At 23.1% G+C, this 16,368-nt stretch carries 14 protein-coding genes and 1 tRNA gene; 6 read left to right on the top strand and 9 right to left on the bottom strand.

Annotated features, from left to right (window positions below; translation table 11 throughout):
* Positions 1-281: 281 nt before the first annotated feature.
* From murA to recG, 5 genes are read right to left on the bottom strand one after another with little or no spacing between them, the layout of a single operon-like run.
* Positions 282-1,598 (bottom strand): UDP-N-acetylglucosamine 1-carboxyvinyltransferase, encoded by a 1,317-nt coding sequence (gene murA / locus H0H59_RS02485; RefSeq protein WP_185862044.1) that lies wholly within the window; start codon positions 1,596-1,598, stop codon positions 282-284.
* On the bottom strand, positions 1,580-2,203 hold the full coding sequence (locus H0H59_RS02480) for a DUF4290 domain-containing protein (protein ID WP_185862043.1): 624 nt from the start codon (positions 2,201-2,203) through the stop codon (positions 1,580-1,582). The genes murA and H0H59_RS02480 overlap by 19 nt, the downstream gene beginning before the upstream one ends.
* Before the next feature lie 28 nt (positions 2,204-2,231).
* The gene (locus tag H0H59_RS02475) at positions 2,232-3,245 is read right to left on the bottom strand and encodes a cation diffusion facilitator family transporter (RefSeq protein ID WP_185862042.1); all 1,014 of its coding nucleotides are present in this window, start codon (positions 3,243-3,245) and stop codon (positions 2,232-2,234) included.
* 46 nt (positions 3,246-3,291) lie between these two features.
* Positions 3,292-5,226 (bottom strand): ATP-dependent helicase, encoded by a 1,935-nt coding sequence (locus tag H0H59_RS02470; RefSeq protein WP_185862041.1) that lies wholly within the window; start codon positions 5,224-5,226, stop codon positions 3,292-3,294.
* 36 nt (positions 5,227-5,262) lie between these two features.
* A complete protein-coding gene (gene recG, locus H0H59_RS02465; RefSeq protein WP_185862040.1) occupies positions 5,263-7,326 on the bottom strand; it encodes an ATP-dependent DNA helicase RecG in 2,064 nt (687 codons plus the stop codon).
* Positions 7,327-7,381: 55 nt separating this feature from the next.
* Between recG and H0H59_RS02460 the strand changes: the two genes are divergently transcribed.
* The 4 genes from H0H59_RS02460 (at position 7,382) to ribD (ending at position 9,500) form a co-directional block, all read left to right on the top strand.
* Positions 7,382-7,456: transfer RNA gene (locus H0H59_RS02460), tRNA-Val, on the top strand.
* Positions 7,457-7,493: 37 nt separating this feature from the next.
* Positions 7,494-7,691, top strand: a complete 198-nt coding sequence (gene rpsU, locus H0H59_RS02455) for a 30S ribosomal protein S21 (RefSeq protein WP_185862039.1) — start codon at positions 7,494-7,496, stop codon at positions 7,689-7,691.
* A gap of 10 nt (positions 7,692-7,701) precedes the next feature.
* Positions 7,702-8,469 carry a shikimate dehydrogenase family protein gene (locus H0H59_RS02450; protein ID WP_185862433.1) on the top strand — a complete coding sequence of 256 codons (768 nt, stop codon included), beginning with the start codon at positions 7,702-7,704 and terminating at the stop codon, positions 8,467-8,469.
* Positions 8,466-9,500, top strand: a complete 1,035-nt coding sequence (gene ribD / locus H0H59_RS02445) for a bifunctional diaminohydroxyphosphoribosylaminopyrimidine deaminase/5-amino-6-(5-phosphoribosylamino)uracil reductase RibD (RefSeq protein WP_185862038.1) — start codon at positions 8,466-8,468, stop codon at positions 9,498-9,500. The genes H0H59_RS02450 and ribD overlap by 4 nt, the downstream gene beginning before the upstream one ends.
* A 9-nt stretch (positions 9,501-9,509) precedes the next feature.
* On the opposite strand, the gene H0H59_RS02440 is transcribed toward ribD, so the two are convergent.
* Positions 9,510-10,556: an acyl-CoA reductase gene (locus H0H59_RS02440; protein WP_185862037.1), complete on the bottom strand. Its 1,047-nt coding sequence runs from the start codon at positions 10,554-10,556 to the stop codon at positions 9,510-9,512.
* A gap of 22 nt (positions 10,557-10,578) precedes the next feature.
* Here H0H59_RS02440 and H0H59_RS02435 point away from each other — a divergent pair, with 22 nt between their 5' ends.
* Positions 10,579-10,893 carry a 4Fe-4S dicluster domain-containing protein gene (locus H0H59_RS02435; protein WP_185862036.1) on the top strand — a complete coding sequence of 105 codons (315 nt, stop codon included), beginning with the start codon at positions 10,579-10,581 and terminating at the stop codon, positions 10,891-10,893.
* A 58-nt stretch (positions 10,894-10,951) separates the two neighbouring features.
* Here the strand turns inward: H0H59_RS02435 and lpdA are convergent, their stop codons facing one another.
* The 3 genes from lpdA to rny are packed head-to-tail and all read right to left on the bottom strand — an operon-like array spanning position 10,952 to position 14,956.
* Entirely contained in the window at positions 10,952-12,370 is a 1,419-nt protein-coding gene (lpdA, locus tag H0H59_RS02430; protein WP_185862035.1) for a dihydrolipoyl dehydrogenase, read from the bottom strand.
* Positions 12,371-12,393: 23 nt separating this feature from the next.
* Positions 12,394-13,368, bottom strand: a complete 975-nt coding sequence (locus H0H59_RS02425) for a deoxyhypusine synthase family protein (protein ID WP_185862034.1) — start codon at positions 13,366-13,368, stop codon at positions 12,394-12,396.
* Positions 13,369-13,384: 16 nt separating this feature from the next.
* Complete coding sequence (rny, locus tag H0H59_RS02420; protein ID WP_185862033.1) at positions 13,385-14,956, bottom strand: ribonuclease Y; 1,572 nt, start codon at positions 14,954-14,956, stop codon at positions 13,385-13,387.
* A gap of 221 nt (positions 14,957-15,177) precedes the next feature.
* Between rny and H0H59_RS02415 the strand changes: the two genes are divergently transcribed.
* On the top strand, positions 15,178-16,347 hold the full coding sequence (locus H0H59_RS02415; protein ID WP_185862032.1) for a cysteine desulfurase family protein: 1,170 nt from the start codon (positions 15,178-15,180) through the stop codon (positions 16,345-16,347).
* Positions 16,348-16,368 lie beyond the last annotated feature (21 nt).

The raw sequence follows: 16,368 nt of genomic DNA, 5'->3' as shown, positions 1-16,368 counted from the left end.
TTATATTTTTATTCATATTATTATATTTATAAAGTATAAATAATACCTTATTTGTTTTTCATACAGAAAAAAAAATATTTATTTTTTTTTGGTTGAATCTTTAGATTCATTAAAATTACAAATTTTTGTGTTTTTGTTTCATTATAGAAAATAATAATTATTGATATAGTTATTCCATAAATTTATCCGTTTTATGTAAAAAAAAACGAAACAATTTTTATAAAAATTTTGTATAAAATAGTATTGTAGGTTTTTTAAAAAAATTAAAAAAAAATACTTTTTTATTCCATTCTTACGATTTTTGCCCCTAAAAAACGTAATCTTTGATCTATATTTTCATATCCTCTATCTATTTGTTCTATATTTTTTATTATACTAGTTCCTTGAGCAGAAAGAGCGGCTATAAGAAGAGAAATTCCAGCTCTTATATCTGGAGAATTTAATATAGTTCCACGAAGATGAGATTTATGATTTAAACCAATAATAGTAGCTCTATGAGGGTCACATAATATAATTTGCGCACCCATTTCAATAAGTTTATCTACAAAAAATAATCTACTTTCGAACATTTTTTGATGAATTAAGATACTTCCTTTAGCTTGAGTAGCGACTACAGTTAAAATACTTAATAAATCTGGCGTTAATCCAGGCCATGGAGCGTCAGATATTGTTAATATTGCATTATTTAATAATTTTTTAATTTCATAATATTTTTTTGATGGAATATAAATATCATCTTTTTCTTTTTCTAATTGTATTCCCATTTTTTGGAATGTATTTGGGATTATTCCTAAATTATCCCAACTAACATTTTTAATTCGTATTTCTGAACAAGTAATAGCAGATAATCCTATCCAACTTCCTATTTCAACCATGTCAGGTAATACAGTATGTGTAGCACTCCCTAACTCTTTTACTCCAGTTATATGAATTAAATTAGATCCTATTCCTCTTATTTTTGCCCCCATTTTTTTTAACAATTTGCATAATTGTTGAATGTATGGTTCACAAGCAGCATTGTAAACAGTAGTTTTTCCTTTAGCCAAGGTTGCAGCCATAATTACATTAGCTGTTCCCGTAATAGAAGCCTCTTCCATTAAAATATATTCTCCTATTAAACTGTTATTATTTTTTGTATGTAAAACAAAATATTGAGATTCTTTATCATAAGATATATAACTTCCTAATAATTTTAATCCTGTTAAATGAGCATCTAAACGTCTTCTTCCTATCCTATCTCCTCCAGGAATAGGTATACAAACTTTTCTAAATCTAGTTAGTAGTGGTCCAGCAATCATAATAGAGCCTCTAATTGATTTTCCATATTCTCTAAATTTTTTCGTATTTAAATATTCAATATCAATATTTTTAGCTTGAAAAGTATAATCTCCAACCCCATTTTTTTTTATTAAAACCCCTATATCTCTAAGTATTTTCATCAAACATTTAATATCTCCTATATCTGGAATATTTTTTATTCTTAATTTTTCTGTAGTTAATAATACGGCACACAAAACCTGTAAAGATTCATTTTTAGAACCTTGTGGTTTTATTTCTCCTTTTAAAGGGAAACCTCCTTTTATTTTAAATATCCCCATTTCATACTTTTTTCTATTCTAGAAAAATTTTTTTTTTTGTATCTTAAAATATGAGAACATTGTAATAATGGATCTGTATTAATTAAACAAATTTTACCTTTTGAAAGTTTTTTTAAATCTTGAAATATAATATCATCTTCTACTATATTTTTATTCCATCTTAAATAATTTTTTTTCATTGTATTAGCTATAGCATAAAATAATCCTTCTTTTTTTTGTTTATTTTTACAATGTACTGCAACATGAATCATGTTTCTTATTATTTTACCATAATATCTAAAATTATTTAAATATTCTGGATACACTATTTTTTTATTAAAATAACTAACTTGTATTTTTTCTGGATTTGGTTTTGGAAAAGGGGGATCTATGTCCAATTGATATTTTGACATAATAAATAATTGATTCCATAATTTATGCTGGAAATAAGGAATAGATTTATTAAATCTAGGATTAGTAGAATCTGTCATTAATTTTATAATGCCCCATGCACAGCGATTTCTTTTTTTTCTATTTTTTATTTGTATAGCATAATCTATCATTTTATGAATATTTCTTCCATATTCTGGGATTACCAATTTTAAACGATTAATGTTATATTCCATTTTATATTTTTTTTTAATAATATTTAAGTCAATCTACCTTAATAGGGGTATTCTTCTTGGAATTAGATATTTTATCTAAAGTCCAAAAAATTTTTTTAGGAAAAAATTTTTTTCTTCCTTGACAGAAATGATTTAAACAAAAGATACAATGATTATTGGAACAAGCATCTACATGTACAGATAACTCTACTTTAGATCCAAATTTTTCTTCAGTAAATTGGGTTAATTTTTTAACTTCGTGATTAGCTTCTTTTATATTAAAAAACCATGGAACAGTTAGATGACAATCAACATGCAAAGCACTTCCATATTTAATAACTTTTAAATGATGAAGATCAATCCAATAAATATCTTTTTTTTCATTAAGATATAATGATAATTTTTTTAAAAGTTTTTTATCGTATTCATCCATAATTCCAGCTATCGCATTTCTTAATAATTTTAATCCTGTATACAAAATTACGGATGAAAAAATAATAGAAATAATAGGATCAATCCATATACATTTGGTAATATTTAATAATATTAATCCTATAACTATTCCTAAAGTTGAATAAGTGTCTATTTTAAGATGTTTTCCACTGGCTATTAACGTCAAAGCCCCATTTTTATGTCCTATTTTGCATGCTAAAAAACCTAAAAAATAATTAATAATCGCAGTAAAAGACATTAAAAATATTCCATAATCTAATTTTGGTAAAAAAATTCCATACATATGATATTTAACACGTATAAAAGTGTTTATAAAAATAGTGATTCCAACAAAAAAAATTAAAAATCCTTCTATTGCTGTTGATATAAATTCTATTTTTCCATGACCATATGGATGATTATTATCTTTAGGTAAAGAAGAGATATAAAAACTACATAATCCTATAAAACCACTAATTATGTTTATAAAACTTTCTATTGCATCACTAAATATAGAAAGTGAAGAAGTAATATACCAAGTTATTAACTTAATAAAAAATAAAACAATAGCTACAAAAAAAATTATTTTTTGTAACCCAAAATTTAATTTAATTTTTTTTGAATCCTCCATAAGAACCCAGTGTAATTTTATTAAACAGAAATAAGTTTAGCTAATTTTAATTGAAATAATTTATTATTTTTTTTTCTAAGCATAGATTATTTTTATTTTTTATTTCAATAAAATTTCTATTAAGTTCATTAATAAAACGACTGGGAATATTTACTTTTCTTTTCCCCCATAAATATCTATATTTTGTATAAGTTAGCACAGCTATTTTTTGTGCTCTGGTTAAAGCGACATAGAATAAACGACGTTCTTCTTCTATTTGTAATGGATCATCTAAACTTGATTTTGCAGGAAATAAATTTTCTTCTAATCCTGCAATAAAAACAATAGAAAATTCTAATCCTTTGGATAGATGAACCGTCATTAATGAAACCTTATTTTCTTCATTTTTTTCATTAATATTTTCATTTATTTCCAAATAAAAATATTGCAAAAATCCAAATAAGCTAATATCTCCATTTTTTAATTTTTCTTGTTCATGTACATAATGAAAGATATTATCAAGTATATATTTAAAATCTTCATTACTGTAATTTTTTGAATCTATTTCTAACAAAAAATTAACAACTTTTTTTGCTATTATATATGCATTTATTTTCCCCAGTTTCGTTCTCCATTTTTCTATTTTTAAAAAAAGTTTGTTAAATTGTTTTTTTGTATTTTTATTTATACTCAACGAAAATTGATAATTATCAATATTTTTTATAATTTCATAAATTTGAATTTCTATTTTTTTAGATAAGTTTAATATAGTTTTTACAATTCTTGTATTTATTTTTTTAATAATACGTAATAAAGATTCTTCATCTTTTGGATTAGTAATAACTCTTAAATAAGCCAAAAAATCTCTAATTTCTTTTCTTTTTTCAAATGAAATAGATCCATATATTTTATATGGAATATTTTTTTCTTTTAAAGCATATTCTATAACATGCGATTGCATGTTTGCTCTATATAGAATAGCAAAATTTTTATACTCAAATTTTGTTTTTTTTTTTATTGAAAGAATAAAAGAAGCAATATATTGTGCTTCTTCTTTTTCAGAAAAAGCACAATATATTTTTAATTTTTCTCCTTTTTCATTTTTTGTCCATATTTTTTTAAAAATTTGATTTTTATTAAAAGAAATAATATTATTGGATGCCTGAACTATATAATTTGTGGAACGATAATTTTGTTCTAAACGAAAAATTTTAGCATTATTATAATCAATATGAAAATTTAAAATATTTGAAATATTTGCGCCACGAAAAGCATAAATACTTTGAGAATCATCTCCTACTACAAAAATATTATTATGATAAGATGCTAAATATTTCACAATAGAGTTTTGAGATGAATTAGTATCTTGATATTCATCAATTAATATATATTTAAATTTTTTTTGATATTTTTTAAGAATTTTTGGAAAATAAAAAAATAAATCATTAGTTTTAAGTAAAATATCATCAAAATCTAATGCATCTGCTTGAAAACAACGTTTTATATAAGATTCATATATTTTAATAAAGCATTCTGATTTTTTAATTTTTAAATTTTTATTGTATAAATTATTTTTGTATTCAGATATTTTTATTCTTATTTCTTTAGGTTTTAAGGATATATCAAAATTTATATCCTCTAATATTCTTTTAATCACATTTTCTGAATCTTTATGATCATAAATAGAATAATTATATCTGTATCCTATCCAATGAGATTCTTTTCTCAAAATTATAGAAAATATAGAATGAAAAGTCCCCAATGTAATTTTATCTAAATCCTTTTTATCTAACATATTAGAAATACGATTTTTCATTTCTATAGAAGCTTTTTTAGTAAAAGTTAAAGCTAAAATATTAGAAGGATTTATTCCTACGTTTTGAATCATATGAACAATACGATGTGTAATAACACGAGTTTTTCCTGATCCTGCTCCAGCAAGAACAAGGATAGGACCATTAATGGTTTCTATGATTTTACGTTGATTGCTATTTAAAGACATAAATATAAATTAACTTTCTTTTTATTTAGTTTTTTATTATTTATATTTTTTGTAATATTTATATATATATTTTGTATATTTTAAATAATTAGGATTTTTTTTAAAAAAAATTTTAGCAATTGGAAAAACATCTTTTATAAGTTTATAATCCTTTATAAGATTTATAATACGAAAATAATTTTTTCCACTTTGTTTAGTTCCTATTAAATCTCCCCCACCACGTAATTTAAGATCTTCTTTAGCTATTTCTAACCCTTGATTAATATCACACATTTTTTTAATTCTAAAATAACCTTCTGTACTTATTTTATTATGATCAGTAATCATAATACAATAGCTTTTATGTTTTCCTCTTCCTACTCTTCCTCTTAATTGATGTAATTGAGATAATCCAAAAAAATCTGCATTTTCTATTAAAATTACTGATGCATTAGGAACATCTACTCCCACTTCTATGATTGTAGTAGCTATCAAAATTTTAGTTTTTCCACATAAAAATTGATTCATTTGCATATTTTTTTCTTGACAATTCATTTCTCCATGTAAAATTCCAATTTTTAAATTTTTAAATTTTTCTTTTATTTCTTGATATCCCTTTATTAAATTTTTATTTCTACTTCTTGAAGAATTATTTATAGTGGGATATACAACATATATTTGTCTTCCCTTTGAAATTTGATTTTTTATTATATCAAAAGCTTGATTTCTATTATAATTCCAAAAATGTATAGTTTTTACAGGTTTTCTTTCTAAAGGTAACTGTTTAATAACAGAAATGTTTAAATCATGATAAATAATCTTTGCTAAGGTTCTAGGAATAGGGGTAGCTGTCATAATAAGAATATGAGGATGTTTATTATTTTTTTCCCAAATTTTAGTTCTTTGTATTACACCAAAACGTTGTTCTTCATCTATGATTGCTAATCCTAAATTTTTAAACTTAACTTTCTCTTGTATTAAAGTATGTGTTCCTATTAAAATGGAAATTTTTCCTGTAAATATTTCATGATAGAGATATTTTCGTATAGAATTAGAGGTCGAACTTGTTAATAAAGCTATTTTAATTCCAATTTTAGAAAACATTTTTTTTATAGAAGAAAAATGTTGTATAGCTAAAACCTCAGTTGGAGCCATTAAACAGGATTGAAATCCATTATCTAAAGCAATAAGCATTGATAATATAGCTATTATAGTTTTTCCACATCCTACTTCTCCTTGCAATAATCTATTCATTTGAATTGGTTTTTTCAAATCATTCCATATTTCTTTAAATACTTTTTTTTGTTCTTCTGTTAAAGTAAAAGGCAAAAAATTTTTGTAAAAATTATGAAAATTTTTTCCCAATTTTAAAAATGGATTACTATATGCCGTTCTTTTTTTTGATAAAAAAAATAATTTTAGTAAGAATAATTCTTCAAATTTTAAAGAATATTGAGCTTGTAATAAGCTTTCGAAAGATTCTGGAAAATGAATTTGAATTAAAGCATTTTTTCTTGACATTAATTTTTTATCAATAAATTTTTCAAAAAAAAATTCTTTTATGTTATTTTTTAATTCTTTTATTAAATTTTGTAATAAATTAATCATAAAAGAATTATTAATTCCTTTTTCTTTCATATTTTTTGGAATAGAATAAAGAGGATATATATAAAAATCTTTTTTAAAAAATTTAAATTTTTTAATATTTGTATGAATGATTGGATGAATAATTTGAATTTTTTTTTGAAAAAATTTTATTTTTCCTAAAACCATCATTATAATATTCTTTTTTATATTAAAATTTATTTTTTGGAACCAAACTAATTCAATAAATCCTGTTTTATCTTCTAAACGTGCTATAAATATTTTACCTTTTTTTTTTTTAAAATTTATTTCTTCAATATTAGTTATTTTTCCTAGTATTCGTACAAAATTATTATTATTATTATTTGATAATTCTGATATTTTTTTAAAAGTTAATAACTGTATATATCCTTTTGGATAAAAAAAAAGTAAATCTTCGTATGTATAAAGATTTAATTCCGTATTAAATAAATAAGCTTTTTTTAAACTTAATCCTTTTAAATTTTCTATAGATTTTTTAAAAATATTGCAGTACATATAAATTATGATCTTTTATATTTTTTAAAAAATACTTAATTTTGTTGATTTAAAAGGACATTTAGCTCAGCTGGTTTAGAGCGCTACTTTGACAGGGTAGAGGTCGTCGGTTCAAATCCGATAGTGTCCACAAAAAATGAATTATTTTAAAAACTATTAATTTTTTTATGATTTTAATTACTACAGTTAGAGAAGGAGAATCCATTGATAAAGCTTTAAAAAAATGTAAAAAAAAATTTGATAAAACTAGAATTTTAAAAGAGTTTAGAGAAAAACAACAATACATAAAACCTTCTGAAGGAAGGAGGAATAAAATATTAAAAGCAAAGTATAGAGAACGTATAAAATTAAAAAAAGAAGAATAGTTTTATGTTTATGAGAAAAAAAAATAAAAACTATAAATTTATTTTTGGATTAATTGGAAAAGGAATTAGTCATTCTTTTTCAAGAGATTTTTTTTTAAAAAAATTTAAAAAAGAATCCATTATTCATACAGATTATAAAAACTTTGATATTCCAAATATAGAAAATGTATTATTAATATTACAAAATCCATGTTTAAAAGGATGTAATGTTACCATCCCTTATAAAACAAGTATTATTCCTTTTTTAACTAAAATTATGCCTAAAGCAGAATACATAGGATCTGTAAATGTTATAAAAATAAAAAATAAATCTATAATAGGTTATAACACAGATGTTTCAGGGTTTGAATTTTCTTTTAAAAAGAATATGAATTCATTTTTAGAAAAAAAAAACTTAAAAGCATTAATTTTGGGGACTGGTGGAGTTTCTAAAACGGTTTCATTTGTTTTAAAAAAATTACAAATATCCTATATACATATTTCTAGAAAAAAAAATAAAAATTTTTTATCTTATGATGATATAGACAAAAATTTGTTAAAACAATACAAAATTATTATCAATTGCACTCCCTTAGGAACATTTCCCAATATAAATTCTTATCCTCCTTTACCTTATCAATATATTTCTTCTGAACATTATTTTTATGATTTAGTTTATAATCCAAATAAAACCTTATTTTTAAAAAAAGCGGAAGAAAAAGGAGCTATCATTAAGAATGGATTAGAAATGTTGCATATTCAAGCAGAAGAATCTTGGAAAATATGGAATTCAAAATGATATATAAAGAAATTTTTATGAAAAGAGCTATACAATTAGCAAAAAATGGATTAGGATTAACTTCTCCTAACCCAATGGTTGGTTGTGTTATAGAGAGAAATGGTTTAGTTCTTTCAGAAGGATGGCATTATAAAAATGGAATGGATCATGCAGAAGTAAAAGCTATTAATAGAATTAAAAATGAAAATTTATTCCTTGATTCCACTCTTTATGTAACATTAGAACCATGTGTTCATTTTGGAAAAACCCCACCTTGTGTTGACTTAATAATTAAAAAACATATTCCAAGAGTAATCATAGGAATTAAAGATCCTTTTAATAAAATTAAAGGATTAGGAATCAAAAAATTAAGAGAATCTGGAATAGAAGTTATAGAAAATGTTTTAAAAAATCAATGTCGTATTTTAAATAAACGTTTTTTTACTTTTTATGAAAAAAATCGTCCTTATATTATTTTAAAATGGGCTCAAAGTTATGATGGTTTTATAACTTTTAAAGGTAAAAAAAACACTTGTATTAGTGGAATATATGCAAAACAATTAAATCATAAATGGAGATCTGAAGAAGACAGCATTCTAGTAGGTAAAAAAACTGTATTAAATGACAATCCTAAATTAAATGTTAGAGAATGGTTTGGATACAATCCTATTAGAATTTTTATTGATAAAAAATTAAACATATCTACTTCTTTTTTTATTTTAGATGGGACTCAACGTACTATTGTTTTTACAGAAAAAAAAAAAGAAAATAAAAAAAATACAGAATATGTTCAAATTTCTTTTGATAAAAAAATAATCAATCATATTTTAAATCATTTGTATAAAAAAAAAATATTGTCACTAATTGTGGAAGGTGGAAAAAAAACCTTGGAAAGTTTTATAAAAAAAAATATTTGGGATGAATGTAGAATTTTTATATGTAAAAAAATATTAAAAAATGGTCTTATAGCTCCTAAAATAAAAGGAAAAATATTTAAAAAAATATATCTTGATAATCAAGATCAATTAGTTATAAAATTTCATGAAATTTAAACTAAATTTTTAATTTAAAAATTTAATTGTATCAATTCCATCTGAAAAATCTTCTAATTTTGGATATTGTGTTTTGCCAAAATTAATTTCTTTTTGTAAAAAATTATTAGATACAATACATTGTATATATTGATTATTTTTTTTAATTATTTCTCTTAATTTATTTAAATCTTTATAAAATTCATAATAAACTACAGATATTGGACTATAATAATTTTTTTCTTCTTTTAAAATTAGGAAATTATTTTTTATAATAGGAATTTTATTCATGGTATAAATAGATAGATTATATTTATAATTATCTTTATATTTATAGTTCTTTGTTATATATTCAGATACAAATGATTTTTTTAAAATAAAATGAATATTATAATCATAAGGAATAAATATTTTTCCTACATTTCTACATCCTCTTCCAGAATAAGTTAGTATATCTTTTATTAGATTAATTAATTCTTTTTCTTTTTCATTATTTTGTAAAACTGCGATGGATATTCTTCTTTTTCTAATTAAAATAGGATTTTTTCTAAAAAAAAATTCAAAATAACGAGCCGTATTATTGTTTCCACTAGCTATGACATAATCAAATCTTTCATAAAAAATATTTTTTGTAAATTTTATTCTATATTTCAATATAGGTTTTTTAAATATTATTATTTTGCATAAAAAAGGAATTAATAAATTATCTTCTTGAGATAATTTAATGATTATATTATGTCCTGAAAAAAGAACACATAAAAAATCATGAAACCCTACCATGGGGATATTCCCAGGCATAATAACGAGAACTTTTTTTAAATTATTTTTTTTTTCATTTAAAGAGTATTTATTAATCCAATTTTCTAGTTTTTCTTTTTTAAGAATCATTCCCCAATGATCAATAGTTATTAATAAATCTTCTATTCTAAACCAACTATTTTTTATAGTTATTTTTTTCAATTCTTTTTTAAAAGGAGTAAAAAAAATTTTAAAATTTTTAGAAATATATTTATCGTTTGCATAAAATTTTTTAAATTCCCTTAAAAAAGATCCTAATTCATTAAAAGTTTTTATCATTATTTTAAAATTTTCAAATACAATGTCCATAAAAATTACAGAAGAATGTATTAACTGTGGAGCTTGTGAACCAGAATGTCCTAATAAAGCAATTTATGAAGGTGGGAAAAAATGGAGTATATCAGATGGGACTTCTAAACCATATAAACCCATATTTTATAAACCAAAAAGAAAGGATATTTATTTTATAATTTCAGAAAAATGTACAGAATGTATTGGATTTTACGATCAACCACAATGTATGACTGTATGTCCTGTTCATTGTTGTGTTTTGGATAAAATAGAAACTAAAGAAAAACTTTTAAAAAAAAAATTTTTATTACATGAACCTAAATGAAATATATTTTTATTTTTTTAAATGAATTTTTTTTAAAATCTCTTTTTATAAAAATCAATTACATATGTATAGCACGATTTTCAAAACTTAGTAAAGCGGCTTCTTTAAAAGCTTCGCTAAAACTAGGATGAGGATGACATATCCTATATAGATCCTCTGAAGAGGATCTAAATTCCATGGCTATAGCCGCTTCCATAATCATGTCTGCAGCATGTTCTCCAATGATATGAACTCCTAATATTTCATCTGTTTTTTTTTGTGAAATGATTTTCAAAAAACCATCAGTACATCCACTTGTACGAGCTTTACCTAATATTTTCATAGGAAAAGTTCCAACATTATATTCTATTTTATCTTTTTTTATTTCATCTTCTGTACGGCCAATACTTGCTACTTCAGGATAAGTATAAATGACTGATGGAATTAAATCATAATTTAATTTATTTGGTTTTTGTCCTACCATGTGTTCCACTGCGTATAATCCTTCTTCTTCAGCTTTATGTGCCAACATTTTTCCACCTATAACATCTCCAACTGCATATATATTACTAATATTACTTTGTAAAGAATCATTTACGAGTATAAATCCTTTTTTATTTATTTTTATTCCAATATTTTCTAATCCTAAATGTTTTGTATATGGGGTTCTTCCTATTGAAAATAGACAATAATTTCCTATAAATTTCATTTTTTCCCCATTATGATATTTTACAAATACTGATATTTCTTCATTATTTTCTTGAATAATATTAGTAATGGATAAAGAAGTTTCTATTTTAATGGAAGATTTTTCCAATATTTTTCTAATTTCTTGACTTAAAGAATTATCCATATTTGATATAATTCTATCCATAATTTCTATGATAGTTACTTTACTTCCTAGTCTATTAAAAATAGAACCTAACTCCAATCCAATTATTCCTCCTCCAATTATTATTAATTTATTAGGAATTTCATTTAAATTAAGAGCCTCTGTTGAGGAAATTATTTTATTTTTTATATCAAAATTGAAATAGGGGAAACATGAAGGTTTAGATCCTGTAGATATAATACAAAATTTAAATTGTATTTCTTGTTTTTTTTTAAATGATTTTATTTCTTTTATAGAAAGTATATTTTTTGTTTTGAATGAAGCTACTCCTTGATATAAATCAATTTTATTTTTATTCATTAAATATTTTATTCCACTATTAATATTTTTAACTATTCCGTTTTTTCTATTTATCATTTTTTGAAAATCAAATGATAATTTTTCGAAAAAAATTCCATGTAAAGAATAGTTATTTTTTCCTAATGAAAAATATTTAGAAGAATCTAAAAGAGATTTAGAAGGAATGCACCCTACATTTAAACATGTTCCGCCTAAATTTTTATATTTTTCTATAATTGCAGTACGTAGGCCTAATTGGCTTGCTCTAATAGCAGAAATATACCCTCCTGGCCCAGATCCAATTACAACAAGATCATATTTACTCATTAAAAATGATATTTTAAATAAAGTTACATATTTAATATATATGCAAAAATAAGTGGAGCTACTATAGTAGCATCTGATTCAATCATAAATTTTGGAGTATCTTTATCAAGTTTTCCCCAAGTAATTTTTTCATTTGGAATAGCTCCTGAATAAGATCCATAACTAGTAGTTGAATCAGAAATTTGACAAAAATAAGCCCAAAATGGAGTAGGATGTAATCCTACATCTTGTGATAGCATTGGTACTACACAAATAGGAAAATCACCGGAAATGCCTCCTCCTATTTGAAAAAAACCAATTTTATGTTTAACGGATTCTTTTTGGTACCATTTAGCTAAATGCATCATATATTCTATTCCATTTTTTACAAGAAAAGGTTGAAATAGTTTTTTTATACAAAATGAAGCAAAAATATTTCCCATAGTACTATCTTCCCATCCTGGTACGATCATAGGTATATTTTTTTTTGCTGCAGCTAATACCCAACTATCTTTTGAATCAATATTATAATAGGGTTCTAAAATATTTTCTAATAATAATTGATAAATGTATTCATGAGGAAAATAACGTTTTGATTTTTTTTGAGCTTTTTTCCACATTTTAAAAATATATTTTTGTAATTTTTTAAAAGCTTGTTCTTCTGGGATACAAGTATCTGTTACTCTATAATATCCTTTTTTTAAAAAGTTTTTTTCCTCTTCAGGAGTTAAATCTCTGTAATTAGGTATTTTTCTATAATGAGAATGAGCTATCAAATTTAATATATCTTCTTCTAAATTAGCTCCTGTACAAGAAATAATGTGAACTTTATCTTTTCTGATCATTTCAGCTAATATTTTACCTAATTCAGCCGTACTCATTGCACCAGCTAGTGTAATCATCATTTTTCCATTATTTTGAATATGATATTTATATGCTTTAGCAGCTTCTAATAAAGTTAAAGCATTAAAATGAAGAAAGTATTTTTCAATAAAAGAAGTAATGGAAAAGTCTTTCATAATTTTTATTTTTATTTTATCTAGCTATTTGTACTGCCCTAGTTTCTCTAATTACAGTAACTTTTATTTGACCTGGATAAGTCATCTCATTTTTTATTTTTTCTGTTATATCACAAGATAATTGAAAAGCTTTTTTATCATCAATTTTATTACTTTCTACCAAAACGCGTAACTCTCTTCCTGCTTGTATAGCAAAAGCTTTATTAACTCCATAAAAACTGAAAGCTATCTTTTCCAAATTTTTTAATCTTTTGGAATAGGATTCAAAAGAATTTCTTCTAACTCCAGGACGAGCTCCACTAATAGAATCTGAAACTTGCACTATGGGAGATATCAATACTTTCATTTCTATTTCATCATGATGTGATCCTATTGCATTACAAACTTCCGTATTTTCTCCATATTTTTCTGCCCACTGCATTCCTAAAATAGCATGAGGAAGATCCGATTCTATTTCAGGAATTTTTCCTATATCATGCAGTAATCCTGCACGTTTTGCTAATTTAGCATTCAATCCTAATTCAGAAGCTAATATTCCTGCTAAATGTGCTACTTCACGAGAATGTTGTAAAAGATTTTGTCCATAAGAAGAACGATATTTCATTCTTCCTATCATTCGAATTAATTCTGTATGTATTCCATGAATACCTAAATCTATTATATTTTTTTTTCCTATTTCTAGTATTTCTTCTTCAATTTTTTTTTCAGTTTTTGCTACTATTTCTTCAATTCTTGCTGGGTGTATCCGTCCATCTATTACTAACTTATGAAGAGATAGTCTAGCTACTTCTCTTCGTATAGGATTAAAACAAGATAAAAGAATGGCTTCCGGAGTATCATCTACAATTATTTCTACTCCTGTTGCTTTTTCTAGAGCTCTTATATTTCTTCCTTCTCTTCCAATGATACGACCTTTTACATCATCTGATTCTATATTAAAAACAGATACAGCATTTTCAACCGATTCTTCTGTTCCAATTCTTTGAATAGCTTGAATTACAATTTTTTTTGCTTCCATTTTTGCTGTTAATTGTGATTCTTCTATAATATTTTGTATATGAGATTGTGCTTTTACTTTTGCTTCCCCTTTTAAAAGTTCAATCAATTTATTTTTAGCTTCTTCAGAAGAAAAATTAGATATTTTTTCAAGTAATTCTACTTGTTTAATATGCATATTTTTAAATTCTTCTTGTTTTTTTTGAAGAAACTTGTATTTATTTTCATAATCATGTATTTTTTCTTCTAAACGATTGTTTCTTTTAAAGTATATTTCTATTTCTTTAGATAATCTATTTTTTTTTTCTTTTGTCCTATTTTCTATATCCATTATCTTCCTTTCTCTAATATGAACATCTTTTTCATATTTAGATTTAAGTTCTATAAATTTTTCTTTTGCTTGAATCATTTTATTTTTTTTAATAGATTCCCCTTCTTTTTCTGCATTTTTTATGATTTTTTTTGCTTGAAAATTAGCTTTTTCTAAAAACTGAATATATTTTTTTAATATGGTTTTTTTTCCAAAAAAATAACATGCAACAATTCCAACCACAAACCCCATTAAAATCGAAAATCCAACATCTATTTTCATATTATATCAATTTAATAAAAATAAAATAGAGATGTTTATAACATTTATAAAACATAAAATTTTTAACAGGAATTACAAAAATTTTTTTTGAAAAGAATTGAACTAATTCAATAATGAATTTTATAAATATACAAAATTAAAGATGATATTTTTTTTAAAAAAAATTAAAAAACAGAATTTTAATATATTATATATATTAATAAATAAAAATAAAAATTTTAATGGAACGTGCATATTTAGACAATGCAGCTACAACTCCTGTAAGAAACGAGGTAATAAAAGTTATGATAAATACTCTAAAATATTCATTTGGAAATCCTTCTTCTGTTCAACATAGTTATGGAAGAGAAGCTCGTTCTATCATAGAAGAATCTAGAATTCGTGTAGCTAAAAATATAAAAGCTTCTCCTGATGAGATCATTTTTACTTCTGGAGGAACTGAAGCAAATAATCTTGTATTAAAATCTTCTATTTCAGATTTAGGAGTAAGACATATTTTGACATCTAAATTAGAACATCCTTCTGTTTTACAAACAGTTTTGTATTTATCTTATAAATATAAAGTATGCGTAAACTTTATTAAAATTCAAGAAAAAGGAATGCTAAATCTAAATCATATGGAAGAAATATTAAAAAAAAATGATGCTAAAAAAACACTTGTTAGTTTAATGTATGCTAATAATGAAATTGGAAATTTATTGGAGATAGAGAAAGTTATTTTTTTGTGTAAAAAATATAATACTTATTTTCATTCAGATACAATTCAATTTATTGGAAATTTTCCTATTAATATGGAAAAATTATCTTTAGACTTTGCTACTGCAAGTGCACATAAATTTTATGGACCAAAAGGAATAGGATTTGTTTTTATCAGAAATAATATTTTAAAAAAAATAAAACCTTTTTTAATTGGAGGATTACAAGAATATGGAATTCGTTCAGGTACGGAAAATACACATGGAATAGCAGGTCTTTCTGAAGCTTTTCAATTATGTTGTTGTAATTTTTTACGACATATAAAAAAAATACAAAATTTAAAATTATATTGTATTTCAGAATTAAAAAAAATAATTCCAAATATTATTTTTAATGGATTATCATCTGATATTGATAAAAGCATTCCTTCTATATTAAATTTTTTATATCCAACAAAAAAAGATCATTTATTATATTTTCATTTGGATTTAATGGGAGTTTCTGTTTCTAAAGGTAGTTCTTGTCATAGTGACGTAAAAAAAGAATCTCATGTAATTAAATCTATCACAAATAGATATCTTTTGAATAAAATGATGCCTATTAGGATTTCTTTTGGAATTTTTAATGAAAAAAAAGATATAGATTTGTTAATAAGAGCTTTATATAAAATAAATAAACAAAAAAATTTTTCATAAAATATTTCTTATATTTACTTA

The organism is Blattabacterium cuenoti (assembly GCF_014251715.1).
GTDB lineage: Bacteria > Bacteroidota > Bacteroidia > Flavobacteriales > Blattabacteriaceae > Blattabacterium > Blattabacterium cuenoti_M.
The sequence above is the reverse complement of the archived record's forward strand: the minus strand, read 5'-3'. Positions and strand labels throughout refer to the sequence as shown.

What these genes read in the sequence shown, in the direction of transcription:
- murA (WP_185862044.1), bottom strand. Translation starts at nt 1,598, where the DNA reads ATGGGGATATTTAAAATAAAAGGAGGTTTCCCTTTAAAAGGAGAAATA.
- H0H59_RS02480 (WP_185862043.1), bottom strand. Translation starts at nt 2,203, where the DNA reads ATGGAATATAACATTAATCGTTTAAAATTGGTAATCCCAGAATATGGA.
- H0H59_RS02475 (WP_185862042.1), bottom strand. Translation starts at nt 3,245, where the DNA reads ATGGAGGATTCAAAAAAAATTAAATTAAATTTTGGGTTACAAAAAATA.
- H0H59_RS02470 (WP_185862041.1), bottom strand. Translation starts at nt 5,226, where the DNA reads ATGTCTTTAAATAGCAATCAACGTAAAATCATAGAAACCATTAATGGT.
- recG (WP_185862040.1), bottom strand. Translation starts at nt 7,326, where the DNA reads ATGTACTGCAATATTTTTAAAAAATCTATAGAAAATTTAAAAGGATTA.
- rpsU (WP_185862039.1), top strand. Translation starts at nt 7,494, where the DNA reads ATGATTTTAATTACTACAGTTAGAGAAGGAGAATCCATTGATAAAGCT.
- H0H59_RS02450 (WP_185862433.1), top strand. Translation starts at nt 7,702, where the DNA reads ATGAGAAAAAAAAATAAAAACTATAAATTTATTTTTGGATTAATTGGA.
- ribD (WP_185862038.1), top strand. Translation starts at nt 8,466, where the DNA reads ATGATATATAAAGAAATTTTTATGAAAAGAGCTATACAATTAGCAAAA.
- H0H59_RS02440 (WP_185862037.1), bottom strand. Translation starts at nt 10,556, where the DNA reads ATGATAAAAACTTTTAATGAATTAGGATCTTTTTTAAGGGAATTTAAA.
- H0H59_RS02435 (WP_185862036.1), top strand. Translation starts at nt 10,579, where the DNA reads ATGTCCATAAAAATTACAGAAGAATGTATTAACTGTGGAGCTTGTGAA.
- lpdA (WP_185862035.1), bottom strand. Translation starts at nt 12,370, where the DNA reads ATGAGTAAATATGATCTTGTTGTAATTGGATCTGGGCCAGGAGGGTAT.
- H0H59_RS02425 (WP_185862034.1), bottom strand. Translation starts at nt 13,368, where the DNA reads ATGAAAGACTTTTCCATTACTTCTTTTATTGAAAAATACTTTCTTCAT.
- rny (WP_185862033.1), bottom strand. Translation starts at nt 14,956, where the DNA reads ATGAAAATAGATGTTGGATTTTCGATTTTAATGGGGTTTGTGGTTGGA.
- H0H59_RS02415 (WP_185862032.1), top strand. Translation starts at nt 15,178, where the DNA reads ATGGAACGTGCATATTTAGACAATGCAGCTACAACTCCTGTAAGAAAC.